This is a genomic window from Clostridium sp. J1101437_171009_A5 (genome assembly GCF_015547905.1).
Classification (GTDB): domain Bacteria; phylum Bacillota; class Clostridia; order Oscillospirales; family Oscillospiraceae; genus Pseudoflavonifractor_A; species Pseudoflavonifractor_A gallinarum.
Genome location: NZ_JADMVY010000001.1, coordinates 166566 through 187425, shown reverse-complemented (window position 1 = coordinate 187425; position 20860 = coordinate 166566). Strand labels below are relative to the sequence as shown.

Genomic DNA, 20860 nt, shown 5'->3' with positions numbered 1-20860 from the left:
AGGGCATGGAATCAAACAGAATGCTGTTTCCCCTCTTTGTGGATCTGCGGGACAAGCGAGCCGTGGTGGTGGGCGGCGGAACGGTAGCCGCCCGGCGCACCGGTGTGCTGCTGCGCTTTGGGGCCCGAGTGCGGGTGGTGGCCCCTCAGGTAAAAGAGCGGCTGGAGGGCGCGGAGTATGTGCTGCGCCCCTATGCCCCGGGAGATCTGACCGGGGCGGACCTGGCGGTGGCCGCCACCGATGACCGCCAGGTGAACGCCGCGGTGGGGGAGGAGGCCCGGAGCTTGGGCATCCCCGTCAGCGTGGCCGACGCGCCCGGAGAGTGTACCTTTTTCTTTCCCGCCATCTGTGAGGGCGGAGAACTGATCGCCGGCATGGTCTCCCGCAATGGGGACCACCGGGCCGTGGCCGGAGCGGCCCGGGCGGTGCGCCGGACATTGGAGGAGTGGAAATGAGCGTGATCCGTATCGGAAGCCGGGAGAGCCTGCTGGCCGTCCGGCAATCCGAGCTGGTAATGGAGGCCATGCGCGCCCTCTGTCCCGGTGTGGAGCTGGAGCTGGTGACCATGAAGACCACCGGGGACAAGATCCTGGACCGGACGCTGGACCAGGTGGGCGGAAAGGGCCTGTTTGTCCGGGAGCTGGACGCGGCCCTGCTGGAGGGGCGGGTGGATATCACCGTCCACAGCCTCAAGGACCTGCCCATGGAGACCCATCCGGAGCTGCCGGTGGTGGCCTTTCCACGCCGGGCCGATCCCCGGGATGTGCTGGTACTGCCCGAGGGTGCGGCAGAGCTGGATCGAACGAAGCCCATCGGCTGTGCCAGCCGGCGGCGCGCGCTCCAGCTGGAGCGCCTCTTTCCCGGGGTAGAAGTCCGGCCGGTCCGGGGGAATGTGCAGACCCGGCTGCGCAAGCTGGACAGCGGGGAGTACGGCGCCCTGGTCCTGGCATCCGCGGGACTGTGCCGCCTGGGATTGGAGGGGCGTATCGCCCGGTATTTTTCCACGGAAGAGATGCTCCCCGCCGCCGGGCAGGGCATCCTGGCCGTCCAGACCCGGCGGGACGCCCCGGCGTGGCTGGAGGGCCTGAACGACCCGGACGCCCGGGACTGTGCCCTGGCGGAGCGGGCCTTTGTGCGGGTACTGGACGGGGGATGTTCCTCTCCGGTGGCCGCCTACGCCGTGATCGAGGGGGAGGAGCTCCTCCTCACCGGTATGGATGAGACCGGCCGGCGGCAGACCATCCGGGGGAGCCGGCAGGAGGCCGAGGCCCTGGGCAGCCGCCTGGGCGCACGGATCAAGGAGGAGAAATGCCATGGGTAAGGTGATTCTGGTCGGAGCCGGTCCCGGAGATCCGGGCCTGCTCACCGTCAAGGGGCGGGAGGCTTTGGCCCAGGCCGACGTGGTGGTCTATGACCGCCTGGTGAGCCCCGCCATTCTGGACCTCATCCCGGCGAAGGCCCGGCGGATCGACGTGGGCAAGAACGCCGGATGCCACCCCGTGCCCCAGGAGGAGATCAACCGCATCCTCCTGGAGGAGGGGAGCGGGAACCAGGTGGTGGTCCGCCTCAAGGGGGGCGATCCCTTCCTCTTCGGTCGGGGCGGGGAGGAGCTGGAGCTCCTGGCCCGGCACGGCGTTACCTTTGAGGAGGTGCCCGGCATCACCTCGGCCATTGCCGCCCCGGCCTACGCGGGCATCCCGGTGACCCACCGGGATTTCTGCTCCTCCCTCCACATCATCACCGGCCACCGCCGGGCGGGGGAGAAGCTGGATATCGACTTCGAGGCACTGTGCCGCACGAAGGGTACCCTGGTCTTTCTGATGGGAGTGTCGGCCCTTCCGGACATCTGCGCCGGGCTTCTGGCGGCCGGAATGGACGGCTCCACCCCGGCTGCCGTGGTGGAGCGGGGAACCACCCCTGACCAGCGGCGGATCTCCGCCACCCTGGAAGAGCTGCCCGCACGGGCGGCCGCAGCGGAGGTGCGCAGCCCCGCCGTCATCGTGGTAGGGGGCGTGTGTGCCCTGGCAGAGGAATTTGACTGGTTTGACCGGCTCCCCCTGCGGGGCAAGCAGGTGGTGGTCACCCGGCCCCGGGAGCGCGCCGGGACGCTGACCGGACGGCTGCGTGCCCTGGGGGCCCAGGTGTGGGAGTACCCCTGCATCGAGACCATCCCCCTTTCGCCCTGTCCCGAGATGGAGGAGGCGCTGGGACACCTGGAGCGGTATGAGTGGCTGGCGCTCACCAGTCCAGCCGGGGCCGAATTCCTCTGGGCGGCTCTGGAGCGGATGGGTCTGGACGCCAGAGCGCTGGCCGGGGTGCACCTGGCTGCCATCGGGCCGGGGACCGCCCGTGCGCTGGCCGGGCATGGATTGAAGGCCGACCTGGTCCCGGATGTCTACGACGCATCCCACCTGGGCGAGGCGCTGGCCGCCCAGGCTGCGGGCAGGGTCCTCCTCCTGCGTGCCAGGGAGGGATCCCCCGCCTTGACGCAGGCGCTGGAACGCGCTAAACTGGAATATAACGACGTGGCTATCTATGAGACCTGCTACCGCAATCCCCGGAGCCAGGCTCTGCGGGAGGCGGTGGAGGAGGGCCGGGTGGATCTGGTGACCTTTACCTCGGCCTCCACGGTGAAGGGATTTCTCGCCACGGTGGGGGAGGGGGCCGACCTCTCCCGCATCACCGGCATATGCATCGGGGAGCAGACCGCCGCCGAGGCCCGGCGCAGCGGCATCCCCGTCCGGGTGGCCCGTTCGGCCACTCTGGAGGCCCTGACCGAGTGCGCGGTGGAGTGCGCCCGGGGGTGAGCCCGTCTGACAAGCAAGAAAAACAAGGAGGCCATTTCCATGGACCTGAGCATTCGGCCCCGCCGCCTGCGGGGCAATGAGAGCATCCGGAAGCTGTGCCGGGAGACCCGTCTCTCCCCCGACAGCCTGATCTATCCCATCTTTGTGGACGAGACCCTGACGGGCACCCGCCCCATCCCTTCGCTGGAGGGACAGCTCCACTACGGGCTGGACAGCGTGGGACAGGCGGTGGAGGACTGTCTGGCGCACGGGGTGGGCCGGTGCATCCTCTTTGGCCTGCCGGAGCACAAGGACGCCACGGGCTCCTCCGCCTGGGATGAGCACGGCGTGGTGCAGGAGGCGGTGCGCCTCATCAAGCGGTCCTATCCCGACTTCTATGTCATCACCGACGTGTGCATGTGCGAGTACACCGACCACGGCCACTGCGGGGCTCTGTGCGGCCACAGCGTGGACAACGACGCCACGCTGGAGCTGCTGGCCAAGACCGCGCTCTCCCACGCCCGGGCGGGTGCCGATATGGTGGCTCCCTCCGACATGATGGACGGCCGTGTGGCGGCCATCCGGGCCAGACTGGACGAGCACGGGTTCCAGAATGTGCCCATCCTGTCCTACTCGGCCAAGTACGCCTCGGCCTTTTACGGTCCCTTCCGGGCGGCGGCCGGTTCTGCCCCCTCCTTCGGGGACCGGAAGGGATACCAGATGGACCCCCATAACCGGAAAGAGGCCCTCAAGGAGTGCGCGCTGGATGTGGAGGAGGGGGCCGACCTGCTGATGGTCAAGCCCGCGCTCCCCTATCTGGATGTGATCCGGGAGTGTGCCGATGCCTTCCGCCTGCCCCTGTGTGCCTACCAGGTGTCGGGAGAGTACGCCATGATCAAGGCGGCGGCCCGGGAGGGGCTCATCGACGAGCACCGGGTCATGTGTGAGAGCGCCGTGTCCATCTTCCGGGCAGGGGCCAATATGCTCATTACCTACTATGCCAAGGAGCTGGCCGACGCCATGCGGAAGGGGGAGATCGGATGATGAACCGGCATAAAACCTCTCAGGAGCTCTTTGCGGAGGCCCTCAAGGTGCTCCCCGGCGGCGTCAACTCTCCCGTGCGGGCCTTCCGTGCGGTGGACATGGCCCCCCGCTTCATTGCCCGCGCCAACGGCCCGTACATCTACGACGTGGAGGGGCGCGGCTACATCGACTATGTCTGCTCCTGGGGTCCCATGATCCTGGGGCACAACCACCCGGTCATCCGGGAGGCGGTGGAGCGGGCCGTCAAGGACGGACTCAGCTTCGGCGCTCCCACTGAGCGGGAGGTGGAGATCGCCCAGCTCATGGTGGAGCTGGTCCCCAACATCGACATGGTGCGCATGGTCAACTCGGGAACGGAGGCCGTCATGTCGGCCATCCGTCTGGCCCGGGGAGCCACTGGACGGGATAAGATCATCAAGTTTGAGGGCTGCTACCACGGGCACAGCGACTGTCTGCTGGTGGGAGCGGGTTCCTCCGCCCTGGCGGGAGGACATCCCACCTCGGCGGGCGTGCCCCAGGACGTGGTGCGCCACACCCTGACCGCCCAATTCAACGACCTGGACAGCGTGGAGCGTCTGCTGGAGGCCAATCGGGGCGAGGTGGCCTGCGTCATTGTGGAGCCCGTGGCGGCCAACATGGGCGTTGTGAACCCCGCACCCGGCTTCCTGAGCGGTCTGCGGACCCTGTGTGACAAGTATGGGGCTCTGCTGGTCTTTGATGAGGTCATCACCGGCTTCCGGCTGGCACTGGGCGGGGCCCAGGCCTATTTCGGCGTGCGGGCCGACATCGTGACCTTTGGAAAGATCATCGGCGGCGGCATGCCGGTGGGGGCCTACTGCGCACGGCGGGAGCTGATGGAAGAGGTGGCCCCCTGCGGTCCGGTCTATCAGGCGGGCACCCTCAGCGGCAACCCGGTGGCTATGGCCGCGGGACTGGCCCAGCTGAGCTGGCTGAAGAGCCATCCGGAGATCTATTCCATGATCGAGGAGAAAGCCATCTGGCTGGCCCGGGAGTTCCGGGCACTGGCGGAAAAGCACGGGGTAGCCGTCTCCATCAACCAGATCGGCAGCCTGCTCTCTCCCTTCTTCACACCCAGCAGTGTGAGCACCTTTGTGGATGCCAAGGGGAGCGATGTGGGGATGTACGCCCGGTATTTCGCCGGAATGCTGGAGCGGGGCGTCTACTTGGCTCCCGCCCAGTTTGAGGCCATGTTCCTCTCGGCAGCCCACACCGAGGAGCTGTTGGAGCACACCCGCGTTGCGGCGGACGAGGTCTTTGCCGCGCTGTAACTAGGAAAACAAGAGCCCCCGCAGAATTTTTATTCTGCGGGGGCTTCTTTCTGTCTGTTATTAGGAAGGATTGGAGTCCTCCGGCGGGATGCCGGCAGCCAGCCGCTGGGTCAGGCCGTGCTCCAGCAGATACCGGGATACCGCCGGCGGGACCAGGTGGGACCAGGGCTTTCCCTCCGCGATCAGCCGGCGGACCTCCGTTCCGCTGGTGAGGCGCTGGCTGTCGTCCCGCACCCAGAGGACCCGGGTGGGAAAGCCCAGATCGGTCAGGACCTGGCGCTTGTGGTATCCCCACTGGTCGTAGATGGTCACATAGCACACGGCCTCCCGGGGGATGAACTCGGGGATGCGCTCCGGGTGCTCAATGGGGAAGGGGACAATATCAAAGCGCTCCCGGGGAAGTCCGGCCTCGGTGAGTGCATCCCGGAGCATGGCCAGGCGCTCATAGTAGGTGAAGGGATTGGCCGAGGCGTTCATGCGGCCCAGATCCCGGAGCTCCTCCGGGGCGTGCTCCCAGGGGTCGAAGTGGGTCACGCCCACCAGAAGATGTTCGCAGCGCTGCGCCCCTGCCAGCAAATATTCCATATGCCCCAGGTGCAGTCCCTGAAAACGGCCCATGACCACGCCCAATGTATCTCTCTGTTCCATATCCATCCGCCTGTCCAGCTCCTGTCTCTGATTTGCCGCCCGTGCAGCAGACACTATCTTAGTCGAAACCGGGCAAAAAGGGAAGAAGGGAGGAGACTTTATCGAAAAATACAATAGCAATGGAAGAAATAGGGGGAAAAACGGGTTGACACCGCGCCCTAAAAGACATATAATGACTTTATCTCCCGAGGGGAGACGCGCCGCCGTGGGCGGGCGTGAGGAAAAGGCGAGGAAAATGCCGCGGGTCATCCCGCGGTATTTGACGTTTTTCGGGAAATAGGATAGAATACATTCCAACAGATGGACCGGGCCTGGACGAATGCCCGGAGGACCACAAGGAGGACATCGGTGTGTGGCGCAGTATCTTTGATCCCCAAAACGGTTTTTTTCAGACCATTGACCTGATTTTCAATCTGGCGGCCCTGAGCCTGCTCTGGGTGGCGCTGTGTATTCCGGTGGTCACGGCGGGCCCGGCCACCACAGCCCTTTACTATACGCTGGTCAAGTGCATCCGGAAGGGGGAGCCCTATCCCTTCCGGAACTTTCTGGAGTGCCTGAAGAGCAATTTCAAGGTGAGCTTTCTGACCGGACTGGTATGCCTGGTGGCGGGACAGCTGGTGCTGGGAGGACTGTACGTGGTCTACCAGATGGCCCTGGCGGGCAACCGTGCGGCCATGTCCCTGCTGCTGGTCTATGCACTGGTGACGCTGGTACTGCTAGGGGTGCTGGGCTATGTATTCCCGGTAATCTCCCGATTCAGCCAGGGGGTTTGGGGGGCTCTGGGCCTGGCTCTCCGGCTGGCGCTGGGGCATCTTCCCTCGACCCTGGGACTGGGGGTAGTGCTGCTGGCGGCGGGACTGGTGTCGGTGCGGTATCTGGTGCCGCTGATGATCCTGCCCGCCCTGGCTGGACTGGCGGCCTCCCTGCTGCTGGAGCGGATCTTCCGCCCCTATACCATTCCAGAGGAGGGGCTGCCGGAAGATCCGGCGGAGCGGCCCTGGTATCTGCGCTGACTCGTTGTGCACATAGGAAAACGTCCGGCTCTCCACAGGGAGAGCCGGACGTTTTTTGCTTTGCTATGCTGTGACCGGATTAAAACTCGGGCAGGGAAGCGGCAGCCACAGACTGACCCACGCGGCGGGCCTTCTCGTCGGGCAGGGTGGGATTGATCTTGGAGGCGATGTCGGCATACTCCTCAGCCAGCACACGCTTGGCCTCGGCCAGCACGATGTCGCCGCCCTTGCCGGACATCACGCGGCCCAGCAGCAGGATGTGCTTGAAGCCGTAGAAGTGATAGTACAGGCGCAGGGCATGGCCCAGATACACGCCGATGGAGCGGTAGATAGCAGCGGCACGGTCGTCGTCCTTCTCCATGAGGCCCTGCACCACCTTGAGCTTCTCAGCGGGGGAGAGGGACTCGTCCAGCTCAATGCCGGCAGCGGGGGCCAGCTTGATGACGGAATCCTGGGAGAAGTACTTCACGCCGCAGCCGATGTCGCCGGACCACTCGTCCACCATGGCGGTGGGGGCGGCGTCCACGGGGACGAAAGCCAGCTCGTTGAGCCAGCCGGTGATGTTGCCCTTGTCATCCACGAAGCCAACAGCCTCGCTGGTGCCCATGGCGATACCCAGGACGTTGTTCTCCTCCAGGCTCATGGCGCCGGCCAGGGCGGACACGTCGCCGTCGTTGGCCACCACGATGGGCACATCGCCAAACTCCTTGGCGGCGCGGATGTAGATGTCCTTCACCTTGGCGTCAAAGTCTTTCTTGCCCACCTTCAGGAACAGGGAGGCCACCATGGTGCGGTTGTCGATGTAGATACCGGCGGAGGACACGCCGATGGCGTCCACGCGGGGCATATGGGCAGCGGCGGACTTCATGGCGTCCACGATGCCCTGGTAGTGATAGTCGGGGTCGGAGTTGGTCTTGGGGAACCACACCACCTCTTCGGAGAAGACGGGCTCACCGTCGATGACAGCGGAGACCTTGCGGTCGCTTCCGCCGGCGTCAAAGCCGATGCGGCAGCCGTTCATATGGCGGCCGATGGCCTCGGACTTGCTCACCTCAGCGGGAACGGCGTCGCAGTAGACCACTTCGAAGGGATGCTCATAGACGCCAGCCATGAAGTCCTCGTCAAAGGCGCGGGTGCCTTCCTTGGAGTAGGCCTTGTGAATGGCCTCATAGATGGCCTTGTCGCCCGCGATATAGACCTTGAAGCCGCCCTTGAGCCACAGCAGGGTCTTGATGATGCGGTCCACATAGTAGAGGTCGGCCTCAGCCATCTCGGGAGTACCGTGAATGAAGGTCTTGTAGACAGCGACCTGACCGGCAGAGCGCTCCACCGCGATGTCCAGGGGCTTGGAAGCGCCCTTCAGAAAGGACTCATAAAAGGGGAAGAGCGGAATGTAGTTGGGGTCCAGCTCAGGGAGATTACGAACGGAAACGTCAATGCCGAGGTGTTTCATCGGTATCCTCCTCCTTGAATGTATCATTTGGGGGTATTTTTTGTACCGCCCATCAAATTTATCCACTTATAGGCTATCAGTTTTTTTCAATCTGTCAAGGGATTTCCGAGAAAAATCGAAAAAACTTTCAAAGAAGCTATTGACTGAAAGTTACTTTCAACGGTATGATATAGGCGATAAGGAAAGGGAAGCCTGTTTCAAGCCCCCGTCCATTATGCAATTTGTATCAAAAGGAAGGCGGAACGAAGTTATGGATACTGCTATGAGAGAGCGCCTTGAGGCCCATCAGAAGTGGATCAAGGAGGAGCTGGACATCTGCGTCAACTTCTGGCTGAAAAACGGTATGGACCACGTCAACGGCGGCGTATACACCTGCCTGGACCGCAAGGGCGAGATCTATTCCACCGATAAGAGCGTCTGGATGCAGGGCCGCTGCGCCTGGATGTTCGCCTACCTGTGCCACCAGTACGGGGTGAAGGAGGAGTGGCTCCAGGCCAGCAAGAGCTGCCTGGACTTTATGGAGGCCCACTGCATCAATCGGGAGGCCGGCAACCGGATGTACTTCACCGTTACCGCGGAGGGCAAGCCCCTGCGCCAGCGCCGCTACTGCTTCTCCGAGGGCTTCTACGCCATCGCCAACGCCGAGTACTACGGCGTCACCGGCGACGCCGCCTGCCTGGAGCGCGCCCGGGCTGCCTATGAGCTGATCTACCAGCTCAACAACGGCCTCATCCAGGATCCCACCGGCATGGGTCCCAAGACCATCCCCACCACCCGCACCGGCCGCGCTCTGGCCGATCCCATGATCTACCTGAACATCACCTCCGTGCTTCGCCGGGTGGACACGGATCCGGAGCGGCAGAAGCTCTACGCCGCCCGAGCCCAGGAGTGTGTGGAGACCATCTTCCAGTACCACTACAAGCCCGAGCTCAAGTGCACTCTGGAGTCCGTGGCGCCCGACGGGACCCCCCGTCTGGATGTCACCGAGGGCCGCGTGGTCAACCCCGGCCACGACATCGAGTGCTCCTGGTTCCTGATGGAGGCGGCCAACTACGCCCACGACGCTGAGACCCACGCCACCGCCGTCAAGATCTTTGACCAGGCCTTTGAGGCTGGCTGGGACAAGGAGTACGGCGGACTGCTCTACTTCATCGACTGCCTGGGCAAGCCCACCGAGGCCTACGAGCACGATATGAAGCTCTGGTGGCCCCACGACGAGATCCTGATCGCGTCCATGATGATCTTCCGGGATACCGGGGACGTGTCCTACCTGGAGAAGTTCGAGCAGACCCTGGACTACTGCAAGAAGCACTTCTCCGACCGGGAGTATGGCGAGTGGTACGGCTATCTGCGCCGTGACGGCCTGCCCACCATGCCCTCCACCAAGGGTTCCACCTTCAAGGGCCCCTTCCATCTGCCCCGTATGCTCTCCATGGTGGACAACATGCTGGGACAGATTCTGGCCCGGGACTGATTCTGCCCGCGGCAAGCGCAGGGAGGTGAGGACCCATGCCGCAGGTCAATGTGTTCGCCCGGCTGGATAATGAGTATTATCAGCTGACCGGTGCGGAAAAAAAGGTGGCCGACTATGTGGTCAGCCACGAAAAACAGACCCAGTATATGTCCATCTCAGAGCTGGCCGAGGAGTGCGGCGTGGCCGAGGCCACCATTTCCCGCTTCTGCCGCCGGATGGGGTATAAGGGGTACAGCGCCTTCAAACTGGCTGTGGCCAACTCTACGGTGATTCCGGAGCGGGTCTCTCCCATCCAGGAGATGGATCTGGAGGAGGGGGAGATCAGTCCCTGCCAGCGGCTTTACAACGCGGATGTGGCCGCCATCGCCCAGACACGCAAGCTCATTCGCCCGGAGGAGATCGCCCGGGCGGTGGACCTGATGATGGGGGCGGGGAAGGTCCTGTGCATGGGACAGGGCGGCTCCATGATCATGGCCCAGGAGGCGGCCCATCTCTTCTCCACGGTGCGGCCCAATTTCTACCCCATCTGCGACGCCCACATGCAGGCTATCTGGACAGCCCAGCTGGCGCCGGGAGATGTGGTGCTCTACTTCTCCTACTCCGGCGCCACCCGGGATCTGGTGGAGGTGCTGGCCCAGGCAAAGGGGAGAGGGGCCAGGTGCATCCTCATCAGCCGCTTTCCCAAGTCGCCCGGCTCGCAGTATGCCGATCTGGTGCTCCAGTGCGGTTCCAAGGAGGGCCCCCTCCAGCTGGGAACGGTGGCGGCGCGGATGGCTCAGCTCTATCTGCTGGACGTGCTCTTCCATGAGATGTACCAGCGGGACCCCAAGGGCGCGGAGGAGAGTCGGGAGCGCATCGCCGACGCTCTTTCGGAGAAACACCTCTGATCGAAACAGGAAGAAGTTTTGAAAAAAATTTCAGTTTGAATTGAAAAGAAAAATATTTTCAGTTAACTATTGACAAAAAGGGTTTGTGATTGTACAATCTACACAACGGGTATCTCTGGCACTCGAGAGAAATTATTCAAATCATGAGGAGGAGATCAGCAATGAATCTGAAAAAAGCAGTTGCTCTTGCACTGGCAACCGGCATGACCCTGAGCCTGGCCGCCTGTGGCGGCGGGGACGCCAAGACCAGCGGGACGCCCGCTCCCGCGGCCAGCGGCTCCGGTGCCGCTACCGGTACCGAGATCACCATGTGGACCTACCCCATCGGCAAGTGGGGCGGCACCGAGGCCAAGGTGGACGAGATCATCGCCGCCTTCAACGCCGAGTATCCTGACATCAAGGTGAACGTGGAGTTCCTGGACTACACCAACGGCGACACCCAGGTCACCTCCGCAATCACCGCCGGCAATACCCCCGACATCATCATGGAGGGTCCTGAGCGCCTGGTCTCCAACTGGGGCGCTGCCGGTAAGATGGTGGATCTGAGCGATCTGTGGACCGAGGAGGCTACCGCCGACATCGCCGCTGTGAGCGAGTCCGTGGTCAACGCCTGTAAGAGCAACGACGGTACTTACTATGAGTACCCCCTGTGCATGACCACTCACTGCATGGCCATCAACAAGGAGGTCTTTGAGGCCGCCGACGCTATGCAGTACATCAACGACGAGACCCGCACCTGGAACAGCACCGAGGACTTCCTCAAGGCCATCGCTGCTGTGAAGGCCTCCGGTCAGGTGGCCACCCCCGGTATCATCTACTGCGGCGGCCAGGGCGGCGACCAGGGTACCCGCGCGCTGGTGAACAACCTGTACGGCGGCACCTACACCAATGCCGACCACACCGAGTACACCGCCAACTCCGCTGAGAACGTCAAGGCCCTCCAGACTCTGTCTGAGCAGGTCAAGGCCGGCAACCTGACTGCCGACGCCAGCTTCCAGGCTGCCGACGAGCTGCAGGCCTTTGCCAACGGCACCGCTGCTATGACCTTCTGCTGGAACGCCTCCAACCAGGCTCAGTATGCCTCTCAGGTCTCCTTCACTCCCTACGCGGTGGCCTTCCCCACCGATCAGGAGACTCCCGCTCTGTGCGGCGGCATCTGGGGCTTCGGTATCTTCGACAACGGCGATGAGGCCAAGATCGAGGCTGCCAAGACCTTCATCAAGTTCGTCTGTGACGACGCCGAGCAGGGTCCCGAGAGCGTCCGCCTCTCCGGCTTCTTCCCCGTGCGTGCCTCTCAGGGCGACGTCTATGCCGGCACTGAGGACGAGGCCCGTATGGCTGAGTTCCAGGTCATGATGCCTTACCTGGGCGACTACTACAACGTCATCGGCGGTTGGACCGAGCAGCGCACCAACTGGTTCAACATGCTGCAGCAGATCTTCGTCAGCGGCGAGGACGTGCAGACTGCGGCCGACAACTTCGTGGAGGCCAGCAACGCCGCCATCAAGTAAGACCTCTTTACACGCAATCATGCGCCCGCTCCCTATTTGAGAGGGGGCGGGCGCATTCGCTTTGACCCGCGGAGAGCGGGGGAGAGGAAGCGTATTTTACGACAAAGGGGAACGATACGTTATGGAGCAAAAATCCGTGCCGGCTGCGGCAAAAAAGCCCAAAAAGGAACGGCGCTCTGAGTTCTCCGGCATGAGCAAGGCTCTGGTACGCCGGGAAACGATTTCCGCCTACCTCTTTCTGCTGCCCAGCCTGATTTTCTTTGTGGGGTTCGTTGTGATCCCCATGATCATCTGTGTGGTATACAGCTTTCTGGACTACGGCCTGGCGGGCTTTGAAGGGTTCGCCGGTCTGAACAACTACATCGAGATGTTCCAGGATAAGGTCTTTATCCGGGCCTTCTGGAATACGGTACTCATCGTGGTCGTAGCCGTGCCTACGGTCACCGCGTTTTCGCTGTGGGTGAGCTCCGCCATCTGCCCCATGAAGGCGGTCACCCGTTCTTTCTTCCGCTGCGTGTTCTACCTGCCCGTGGTCACTGGTACCGTGGCGGTCACCGTGGTGTGGAAGTGGATGTTCAACCCCTACACCGGTCTGCTCAATCAGATCCTGGGGACCACCGGCTTCAACTGGCTGGGCAATCCCAAGACCGCGATCTGGTGTATCATCATGATCCTGTTCACCACCTCCATCGGCCAGCCCATCGTGCTCTACGTGGCGGCCCTGGGCAACGTGGACCAGTCCCTCATCGAGGCGGCCCAGGTGGACGGCGCCACCAAGCTCCAGGTGTTCTGGAAGATCAAGTGGCCCCAGATCATGCCCACCACCCTGTACATCCTGGTCATCACCACCATCAACAGCTTCCAGTGCTTCGCGCTCATCCAGCTGCTGACTTCGGGCGGACCCAACCACGCCACCGATACCATCATGTACTATATCTTTGATATGGCGTATAAGTATCAGCGCTTCGGCTATGCCAACGCCATGGGCGTCGTTCTGGCCCTGATCATCGCGGTGTTCTCCGCCGTGCAGTTCAAGGTCACGAAGACCGACAACGGTTAAGGGGGTGAAGAGATGAACAACAGTCTTGCCATGAAACAGTCCAAGGGATATCGGGCATTCGCCTTTGTCATCCTCTTCCTCCTGGCTGTCTTCTTCATTTTCCCGCTGTACTGGATCATCACCGGTTCCTTCAAGACCGCTGCGGCCATCAATGCCCAGCAGCCCCAGTGGTTCCCGCTGGAGCCCACCCTGATGAACTACACCAAGCTCTTCAGCCAGCCGGCCTTCCGGTGGCTGGCCAACACGGTGATCATGGCCGTGGGCGCCATGGTGCTGACCTGCCTGACTGCCGCTCTGGCCGGCTATGCCCTGGCTAAGAAGCGCTTCTATGGGCGCAAGATCCTCTTCAGCCTGCTGGTGTGCGCCATGGCTCTGCCTAAGCAGGTCATCGTCATCCCCCTGCTGCAGGAGATGAACTTCCTGCACCTGCATGACACCCTCTGGGCCGTCATCCTGCCCACCGTAGGCTGGCCCTTCGGTGTGTTCCTGATGAAGCAGTTCTCCGAGACCATCCCCACCGAGATGCTGGAGGCTGCCCGGGTGGACGGCGCCGGCGAGCTGCGTACCTTCTTCAGCGTGGTATTCCCCATGATCAAGCCCGGCGTGGGTGCGCTGGCCATCTTTACCTTCGTCAACTCCTGGAACGACTACTTCCTGCAGTTGATCATGCTCAACAGCCGCACCCAGTGGACCATCTCCCTCGGTATCGCCAGACTCCAGGGCGAGATGGCCAGCGACTTCGGCCTCATCATGGCCGGTGCTGCTCTGGCGGCTATCCCCATCGTGGCAATCTTCATCGCGTTCCAGAAATACTTCACACAGGGTATTGCCATGGGCGCGGTAAAGGGTTAAGATTACTGTGTTTGGAGTCCCTTTCAGACGATGTCTGATCCGGTTATCCGCAACGTGCTGGAACTGACAGGAGGGCCCGCCCTGCAAAGCGGGGCGGGCCCTGTTTCCTGCCGGCTCACATAATTTATTGGAGTGAATCAAAATGAGCGATCTGAACAAGTACCAGGGTGTTATCCCCGCTTTCTACGCCTGCTATGACGACGAGGGGAATATCTCTCCCGAGCGTGTGCGCGGCCTGACCCGCCACCTGATCAGCAAGGGCGTCAACGGCCTGTATGTGGGCGGCTCCTCCGGTGAGTGCATCTACCAGAGCGTGGCCGAGCGCAAGGTGGTGCTGGAGAACGTCATGGCTGAGGCCAAGGGCAAGGTCGTGGTCATCGCCCACGTGGCCTGCAACAACACCGCCGACAGCCAGGAGCTGGCTGCCCATGCCGAGAGTCTGGGCGTGGACGCCATCGCCTCCATCCCGCCCATCTACTTCCACCTGCCCGAGTACGGCATCGCCCAGTACTGGAACGATATCTCCGCCGCCGCCCCCAACACTGACTTCATCATCTATAACATCCCCCAGCTGGCTGGTGTGGCTCTGACTCCCTCTCTCCTGAAGGAGATGAAGAAAAATCCCCGCGTGATCGGCGTGAAGAACTCCTCCATGCCCACCCAGGACATCCAGATGTGGCGTGACGAGGGCGTTATCGTCTTCAACGGTCCCGACGAGCAGTTCATCTCCGGCCTGGCCATGGGCGCCTGCGCCGGCATCGGCGGCACCTATGCCGTCATGCCCGAGCTCTTCCTGAAGGTGCGTGAGCACTTCCAGAAGGGCGAGATGGAGCCCGCCCGTGAGATCCAGAACGAGATCTGCCGCATCATCTATCAGATGTGCTCCGCCCACGGCAACCTCTATGCCACCATGAAGGCCATCCTGGCCAAGAAGGGCGTGGAGTGCGGCTCCGTCCGCAAGCCTCTGCCCGCTCTGGTGGAGAGCGATCTGGCCATTGTGGACGCCTGCACGGCCCGGATCGACGCGGCCATTGCCAAATACTGCTGATGGGATGCCTGAGGGCACAACAGGAAGGAAGAGATTATCATGAGAATTTATCTGGCAGAAGATTATAAGTCCATGAGCCGTCGGGCCGCCAACATCATCTCGGCCCAGGTCATCACCAAGCCCGACAGCGTGCTGGGCCTGGCCACCGGCGGGACCCCCGTGGGTGCCTACCAGCAGCTGGTGGAGTGGTACAAGAAGGGCGACCTGAGCTTTGCGGAAGTCAAGTCGGTCAACCTGGACGAGTACTACGGCCTCTCTCCCCGTCATGAGCAGAGCTACCGTTACTTCATGCAGAGCAACCTCTTTGACCATATCGACATCAAGTACGAGAACACTCACGTGCTCAACGGCCTGGCCAAGAGCCCCACGGTGGAGTGCGCCGAGTACAATAAGCTCATCCGGGATCTGGGCGGCATCGACCTGCAGCTGCTGGGCATGGGCCACAACGGCCACATCGCCTTCAACGAGCCCGGCGACGACTTCGGTCTGGAGACCCATCTGGTCAACCTGACCGAGAGCACCATCGAGGCCAACAAGCGCTTCTTTGAGAGCAAGGACGATGTGCCCCGTCAGGCGCTGAGCATGGGCATCAAGAACATCATGCAGGCCCGCCGGATCCTGATCGTGGTCAGCGGTGCGGCCAAGGCGGACATCGTGTACAAGGCCTTCTGCGGCCCGGTCACCAAGGAAGTGCCCGCCTCCATCCTCCAGCTCCACCCCGATGTGACCCTGGTGGGCGATAAGGAAGCGCTGAGCAAACTGGTAGAGGCAGGTGTTCCCGTATGCGGCTGACCGGAGCAAAGGTATTTGACGTCCAGAACGGCTTTGTTTCCCGGGATGTGTGCATTGAGGGAGAACTGCTGGCCGACCACAGCTCCGACGGGAAGAGCGCCGACCTGTCCGGGTACTATCTGATCCCCGGTCTCACCGACGTGCATTTCCACGGCGCCAAGGGCCATGATTTCAGCGATGCGGATCCCGAGGGCCTCCAGGTCATGGCCGACTATGAGCTCTCCCGGGGTGTCACTCAGATCTGCCCCGCCGGCATGACCCTGCTGGAGGAGCAGCTCATCAAGGTCTGCAAGAACGCGGCCCAGCATCGGAAGAACAGCAAGAGCGGCGCTCTGCTGTGCGGCGTGAACCTGGAGGGGCCCTTCCTCTCCCGGGCCAAGAAGGGCGCCCAGAACGGCGATTGGCTCCATGAGCCCGATGTGGCCATGCTCCGCCGCCTGGAGGAGGCCTCCGAGGGTCTGGTGAAGCTGGTCTCGGTCGCCCCGGAGGAGCCCGGCGCGCTGGAGTTCATCAAGGAAGTCGCCGACGAGGTGACGGTCTCCATCGCCCACACCACCGCCGACTATGATACCGCCATGGCGGCCTATGCCGCCGGCGCCCGGCAGGCCACCCATCTCTTCAACGCTATGCCGCCCTTTACCCACCGGGCACCCGGCGTGGTGGGCGCGGCTTTCGACACCCCCGAGTGCATGGCTGAGCTGATCTGCGACGGCGTCCACATCCACGCCAGCGTGGTGCGGGCCGTGTTCCAGCTCTTTGGGACCAAGCGGGTCATCCTCATCAGCGACACCATGCGGGCCGCCGGTATGCCCGACGGGGACTACACCCTGGGCGGTCAGCCGGTCCAGGTCAAGGGCAAGTACGCCACGCTGGAGGACGGCACCCTGGCCGGCTCGGTCACCGACCTGATGAACTGCATGAAGACCGCCGTCTCCTTCGGGATCCCCCTGGAGGATGCGGTCCGGGCCGCCGCGGTGAACCCCGCCAAGGCCATCGGCATCTACAGCCGCGTGGGCAGCATTGAGAACGGCAAGCTGGCCAACCTGGCCGTGCTGGATGAAAATCTGGAGCTCAAGGCCGTCTTCCTCAAGGGCGAATTGGTCCACGGAACTGTATAAAAGCACAAAAATATCCTTGCAAAAGGCTTGATTCTCTGGCATAATAGAGACAGCGGCGCGGCTGCGCCACCATTCCAGCCACCCTCTCCTACTCCATTTCCATAGGGGAGGGTGAGCGGTAAAAAAGGAGGAAATCCGCCGGACCGGCGGTGCGGCAGTGTGGAGACCTGCCGTAACGTCCCTGGAGTTTCGCTCTCCATGGACGAGGGAGTGCTTGCGGAGGCATCGCTCCTACGGTCCTCAACCTATGGCAACTGTCAGCCTGAAGAATGTCAAGAAGATCTACGACAACAAGGTCACCGCGGTGCACGACTTCAACCTGGAGATTGCGGACAAGGAGTTTATCGTCCTGGTCGGCCCCTCCGGCTGCGGTAAGTCCACCACCCTGCGGATGATCGCCGGCCTGGAGGATATCTCCGAGGGCGATCTCCTCATCGGCGACAAGCGCATGAACGATGTGGAGCCCAAGGACCGCGATATCGCCATGGTCTTCCAGAGCTACGCCCTGTATCCGCACATGACCGTGTATGAGAACATGGCCTTCTCCCTGAAGCTGCGCAAGCTGCCCAAGGCTGAGATCGACAAGCGGGTGAAAGAGGCGGCCGAGATCCTGGACATCACCCAGTACCTCCAGCGCAAGCCCAAGGCCCTCTCCGGCGGCCAGCGCCAGCGCGTGGCCATCGGCCGCGCCATCGTGCGTGAGCCCCAGGTCTTCCTGATGGACGAGCCGCTGTCCAACCTGGACGCCAAGCTCCGCAACCAGATGCGTGCCGAGATCATCAAGCTCCGTCAGCGCATCAACACCACCTTTATCTACGTGACCCATGACCAGACCGAGGCCATGACTCTGGGCGACCGTATCGTCATCATGAAGGACGGCTTCATCCAGCAGATCGGCACGCCTCAGGAGGTCTTTGATCATCCCGCCAACATCTTTGTGGCCGGCTTCATCGGCATGCCTCAGATGAACTTCTTCGACGCCAAGCTGGAGAAGAACGGCGACCAGTATGTGGTCCGCTGCCAGGGCGCTGTGATCACCCCCGGTGAGAAGATCCAGGCCGGTCTGAAGGCCCGGAACGTAGCTCCCATGGACATTACGCTGGGCGTGCGTCCCGAGCACATCTCCTTCGTGTCCGAGCCCTCCGAGACCAGCGTCAAGGGCGTGGTGGACGTGTCCGAGATGATGGGCTCCGAGGTGCACCTGCACGTCAATGCCAGCGGCAAGGACGTGGTGCTGCGTGTTCCCACCACCGACCTGCCCGAGGAGCATCGTGGCGGTATCAACTACGGTACCCAGGTCCACTTCACTTTCCGCAATGACCTGCTGCACCTCTTCAACCCCGAGACCGAGGCCAACCTGCTGGCTCTGGAGTAATAGAGGCGGGCGAACTGCGCGTCTTTCAAAAGTGACTGTGTGTTGAGAAATGAGGACCCTGGCCCACTGGGCCAGGGTCCTTTTTGCGTCATGGCTCAATCCAGAAAAACCGTCTCAGCCGCCACACGGGTACAGCCCGCCGGGGCATAGCGCCAGTAGGCCATGCGTCCCTCTGTGATGAAATAGGGGAGGGGTGTGGGTGGCTCCGGAGGCAGATGGTCGATGATGAGAAGCTTGATCTTCATGCGGTCGGGGGCAATGGACTTGAGAAAGACCGACACCCGCTCCCCCTCCGTGAGGTCGGTCCGCGCCTCGGCCAGCCCGGAGAGGTTGGGGGTGAGCTCAATAAAGGCACCGTACTCCTTGATCCCCCGCACGATACCTGGTACCGTCATGCCCGGGTGAAAGGGGCGTACATTTTCCGCCCAGGTGCCCAGCAGCTCCTTGTGGGTGAGGTAGATGCGCTCCCGCTGGGGGTCTATGTCCAGTACCACCGCATAGATGGACTGTCCGATGGTAAAGCGCTGTCCCGGATGGGAGATGCGGGAGACTGAGATATTTTCGATGCCGATCATGGAGGTGACCCCGCAGCCCAGGTCTACGAAGGCCCCGAAGGGCTCCAGGTGGGTCACCACTGCGGGAAGTACCATGCCCGGCCGGGCCTGGGTGAGCAGCAGGTCCAGGGCCATGCGCTGGGCTCTGCGCCGGGAGAGGATGGGCCGCCCGCCCGCCTCCGGTATGGAATCCACCAGGAAGGACACCGGCCGCCCGACCCGGGAGAGGATGGCGATGTCCCGGGTGGTCCCCTCCGCAATGCCCAGGGCGGCCTCGGTCCGGGGGATGGTGGCCAGGCGGCCGTTTCCCAGGGCGACCGTCAGGTTGTGTTCGGCGTCACAGAGCAGTGCGGTCCCTTCCAGTACGGTTTTTGTTTCCATGGCACGGCGCAGTCCCTCCGGCGAGGAACAGGCGGCACGGTTCTCTGGCGTGTGCAGGCGATGGCCCTCAGGCAGGAAAAAGCGTGTCAAAACGACCAGATCCTTTCAATATCCAATAGGGGTCTATAGAGCACTATATGCGCCCCGCAACCCGGAATTGACAGAAAAGAACGGGGAATTTATAATAATACCTACGGCTGTGTGGCCGGGAGGCCCCGAGAATGGGGCTTGCGTCCGACCGCCTCATGGGATATAATAATGCAGCGAAGTAAAGTAATAAATGGAGAGGATGAACTGCCATGGATGTACGGGTGGGCGATGTGCTGGAGCTGAAGAAGCAGCACCCCTGTGGAAGCCGGGAATGGCTCGTCCTGCGGGTTGGCATGGATTTCAAGCTGCGCTGCGCCGGCTGCGGACATGAACTGATGCTCCCCCGCAGCAAGGCGGAGAAGAATATCAAAAAAATCAAGCGGAATGAGGGGCCGGAGACATGAAAGAATTTTGGAGCAGCCGCATTCGGGACATGGTCCCCTACACGCCGGGGGAGCAGCCCAAGGACCGGACGTTCATCAAGCTCAACACGAATGAAAATCCCTATCCGCCCGCGCCGCGGGCGCTGGAGGCGGCAAAGCATGCCGTGGGGGAGGGGCTGCGCCTGTACCCCGATCCGGAGGCCGGGCAGCTGCGCGCCGCACTGGCGGCCTATCACGGGGTGAAGGCGGAGCAGATTTTTGTGGGCAACGGCTCGGATGAGGTGCTGGCCTTCTGCTTCCAGGGGCTCTTCGATCCGGCGCGGGCCATTTGCTTTCCGGATATCTCGTACAGCTTTTACCCGGTCTACGCCGGACTCTTTGGAATCCCTTACCGGGAGATCCCCCTGCGGGAGGACTTCACCATCCCGGTAGAGGAATTTTTGGGGAACAACGGCGGCGTGATCCTGCCCAATCCCAACGCCCCCACCGGCATTGCTCTGCCTCTGGCGGAGGTGGAGCGGCTGGCCGCAGGCAATCCCACCGCCGCGGTGGTGGTGGACGAGGCCTACGTGGACTTCGGGACAGAGTCGGCCCTCTCCCTGCTGGACCGGTATCCCAATCTGCTGGTGGTGCGCACCATGTCCAAATCCCGCTCTCTGGCAGGGATGCGGGTGGGATATGCGGTGGGCAGCCCCAATCTCATCGCGGCCCTCAACTGTGTGAAAAACTCCTTTAACTCCTATACCCTGGACCGGATCGCCCTGGCGGCGGCCCAGGGCTCGGTGGAGGACGAGGCGTATTTCCAGGAAAACCGCCGCCGCATCATGGACACCCGGGAAAAGACGGCCGCCGCTCTGGAGGAGCTGGGCTTCCGGGTCTGTCCCTCCCAGGCCAACTTCCTCTTTGTCTCCCATCCGGAGCGGGGAGGGAAGGAGCTGCTGGACACCCTGCGGGCACAGGGCATCCTGGTCCGCTGGTGGGGCAAGCCCCGCATTGAGGACTATCTGCGGATTACCATCGGCACCGAAGAGGAGATGGAGCAGCTGATCCAGGTCCTGCGTCAGACACTCGGCCGTGACAAAGCACAGAAATAAGGAGGAAA

20 protein-coding genes are annotated in these 20860 nt (G+C 62.6%); 17 read left to right on the top strand and 3 right to left on the bottom strand.

Going from position 1 to position 20860, the window contains the following annotated elements; translation table 11 throughout:
- Positions 1-5: 5 nt before the first annotated feature.
- Genes I2C21_RS17480 through hemL form a run of 5 tightly spaced genes read left to right on the top strand, consistent with a single transcriptional unit; the run spans position 6 to position 5119 of the window.
- Positions 6-455: a precorrin-2 dehydrogenase/sirohydrochlorin ferrochelatase family protein gene (locus tag I2C21_RS17480; protein WP_235964257.1), complete on the top strand. Its 450-nt coding sequence runs from the start codon at positions 6-8 to the stop codon at positions 453-455.
- Positions 452-1321: a hydroxymethylbilane synthase gene (gene hemC / locus I2C21_RS01030; RefSeq protein ID WP_195278278.1), complete on the top strand. Its 870-nt coding sequence runs from the start codon at positions 452-454 to the stop codon at positions 1319-1321. Before I2C21_RS17480 ends, hemC begins: the two co-directional genes overlap by 4 nt.
- A complete protein-coding gene (cobA, locus tag I2C21_RS01025) occupies positions 1314-2807 on the top strand; it encodes a uroporphyrinogen-III C-methyltransferase (RefSeq protein WP_195278277.1) in 1494 nt (497 codons plus the stop codon). Before hemC ends, cobA begins: the two co-directional genes overlap by 8 nt.
- 39 nt (positions 2808-2846) lie before the next feature.
- Positions 2847-3830 carry a porphobilinogen synthase gene (hemB, locus tag I2C21_RS01020; protein ID WP_101693441.1) on the top strand — a complete coding sequence of 328 codons (984 nt, stop codon included), beginning with the start codon at positions 2847-2849 and terminating at the stop codon, positions 3828-3830.
- Positions 3830-5119, top strand: coding sequence for a glutamate-1-semialdehyde 2,1-aminomutase (hemL, locus tag I2C21_RS01015; RefSeq protein ID WP_195278276.1), 1290 nt, complete (start codon positions 3830-3832; stop codon positions 5117-5119). The genes hemB and hemL overlap by 1 nt, the downstream gene beginning before the upstream one ends.
- A gap of 60 nt (positions 5120-5179) precedes the next feature.
- Here hemL and I2C21_RS01010 read toward each other — a convergent pair whose 3' ends face one another.
- Entirely contained in the window at positions 5180-5767 is a 588-nt protein-coding gene (locus I2C21_RS01010; protein WP_207730463.1) for an adenylyltransferase/cytidyltransferase family protein, read from the bottom strand.
- 350 nt (positions 5768-6117) lie between these two features.
- Between I2C21_RS01010 and I2C21_RS01005 the strand changes: the two genes are divergently transcribed.
- The gene (locus I2C21_RS01005) at positions 6118-6780 is read left to right on the top strand and encodes a DUF624 domain-containing protein (RefSeq protein ID WP_101693438.1); all 663 of its coding nucleotides are present in this window, start codon (positions 6118-6120) and stop codon (positions 6778-6780) included.
- Between the two features lie 79 nt (positions 6781-6859).
- Here the strand turns inward: I2C21_RS01005 and I2C21_RS01000 are convergent, their stop codons facing one another.
- A complete protein-coding gene (locus I2C21_RS01000) occupies positions 6860-8233 on the bottom strand; it encodes an ROK family protein (protein WP_101693437.1) in 1374 nt (457 codons plus the stop codon).
- 262 nt (positions 8234-8495) lie between these two features.
- Here I2C21_RS01000 and I2C21_RS00995 point away from each other — a divergent pair, with 262 nt between their 5' ends.
- The 9 genes from I2C21_RS00995 to I2C21_RS00955 all read left to right on the top strand — a co-directional run bounded on the left by I2C21_RS00995 (position 8496) and on the right by I2C21_RS00955 (position 18350).
- Positions 8496-9707 carry an AGE family epimerase/isomerase gene (locus tag I2C21_RS00995; protein ID WP_243207863.1) on the top strand — a complete coding sequence of 404 codons (1212 nt, stop codon included), beginning with the start codon at positions 8496-8498 and terminating at the stop codon, positions 9705-9707.
- A 35-nt stretch (positions 9708-9742) separates the two neighbouring features.
- Positions 9743-10594, top strand: a complete 852-nt coding sequence (locus I2C21_RS00990) for a MurR/RpiR family transcriptional regulator (protein ID WP_101693435.1) — start codon at positions 9743-9745, stop codon at positions 10592-10594.
- A 161-nt stretch (positions 10595-10755) separates the two neighbouring features.
- The gene (locus I2C21_RS00985; protein WP_186962766.1) at positions 10756-12105 is read left to right on the top strand and encodes an ABC transporter substrate-binding protein; all 1350 of its coding nucleotides are present in this window, start codon (positions 10756-10758) and stop codon (positions 12103-12105) included.
- A gap of 121 nt (positions 12106-12226) precedes the next feature.
- Positions 12227-13165 carry a carbohydrate ABC transporter permease gene (locus tag I2C21_RS00980; protein WP_101693433.1) on the top strand — a complete coding sequence of 313 codons (939 nt, stop codon included), beginning with the start codon at positions 12227-12229 and terminating at the stop codon, positions 13163-13165.
- A gap of 30 nt (positions 13166-13195) precedes the next feature.
- The gene (locus tag I2C21_RS00975; RefSeq protein WP_286167178.1) at positions 13196-14017 is read left to right on the top strand and encodes a carbohydrate ABC transporter permease; all 822 of its coding nucleotides are present in this window, start codon (positions 13196-13198) and stop codon (positions 14015-14017) included.
- Between the two features lie 142 nt (positions 14018-14159).
- A complete protein-coding gene (locus tag I2C21_RS00970) occupies positions 14160-15065 on the top strand; it encodes a dihydrodipicolinate synthase family protein (protein WP_195278275.1) in 906 nt (301 codons plus the stop codon).
- 39 nt (positions 15066-15104) lie between these two features.
- The gene (nagB, locus tag I2C21_RS00965) at positions 15105-15857 is read left to right on the top strand and encodes a glucosamine-6-phosphate deaminase (protein WP_101693430.1); all 753 of its coding nucleotides are present in this window, start codon (positions 15105-15107) and stop codon (positions 15855-15857) included.
- Positions 15848-16975, top strand: a complete 1128-nt coding sequence (gene nagA, locus I2C21_RS00960; protein WP_195278274.1) for an N-acetylglucosamine-6-phosphate deacetylase — start codon at positions 15848-15850, stop codon at positions 16973-16975. Before nagB ends, nagA begins: the two co-directional genes overlap by 10 nt.
- A 247-nt stretch (positions 16976-17222) precedes the next feature.
- Positions 17223-18350, top strand: coding sequence for an ABC transporter ATP-binding protein (locus I2C21_RS00955; protein WP_101693428.1), 1128 nt, complete (start codon positions 17223-17225; stop codon positions 18348-18350).
- 95 nt (positions 18351-18445) lie between these two features.
- Here the strand turns inward: I2C21_RS00955 and I2C21_RS00950 are convergent, their stop codons facing one another.
- Positions 18446-19375, bottom strand: coding sequence for a S1 RNA-binding domain-containing protein (locus I2C21_RS00950; protein WP_286167177.1), 930 nt, complete (start codon positions 19373-19375; stop codon positions 18446-18448).
- 209 nt (positions 19376-19584) lie between these two features.
- On the opposite strand from I2C21_RS00950, the gene I2C21_RS00945 reads away from it, so the two are divergent.
- Together I2C21_RS00945 and hisC are read left to right on the top strand one after the other, a co-directional pair.
- Positions 19585-19779 (top strand): DUF951 domain-containing protein, encoded by a 195-nt coding sequence (locus tag I2C21_RS00945; protein WP_101693426.1) that lies wholly within the window; start codon positions 19585-19587, stop codon positions 19777-19779.
- Positions 19776-20852, top strand: coding sequence for a histidinol-phosphate transaminase (gene hisC, locus I2C21_RS00940; RefSeq protein ID WP_195278273.1), 1077 nt, complete (start codon positions 19776-19778; stop codon positions 20850-20852). The genes I2C21_RS00945 and hisC overlap by 4 nt, the downstream gene beginning before the upstream one ends.
- Positions 20853-20860: the final 8 nt, after the last annotated feature.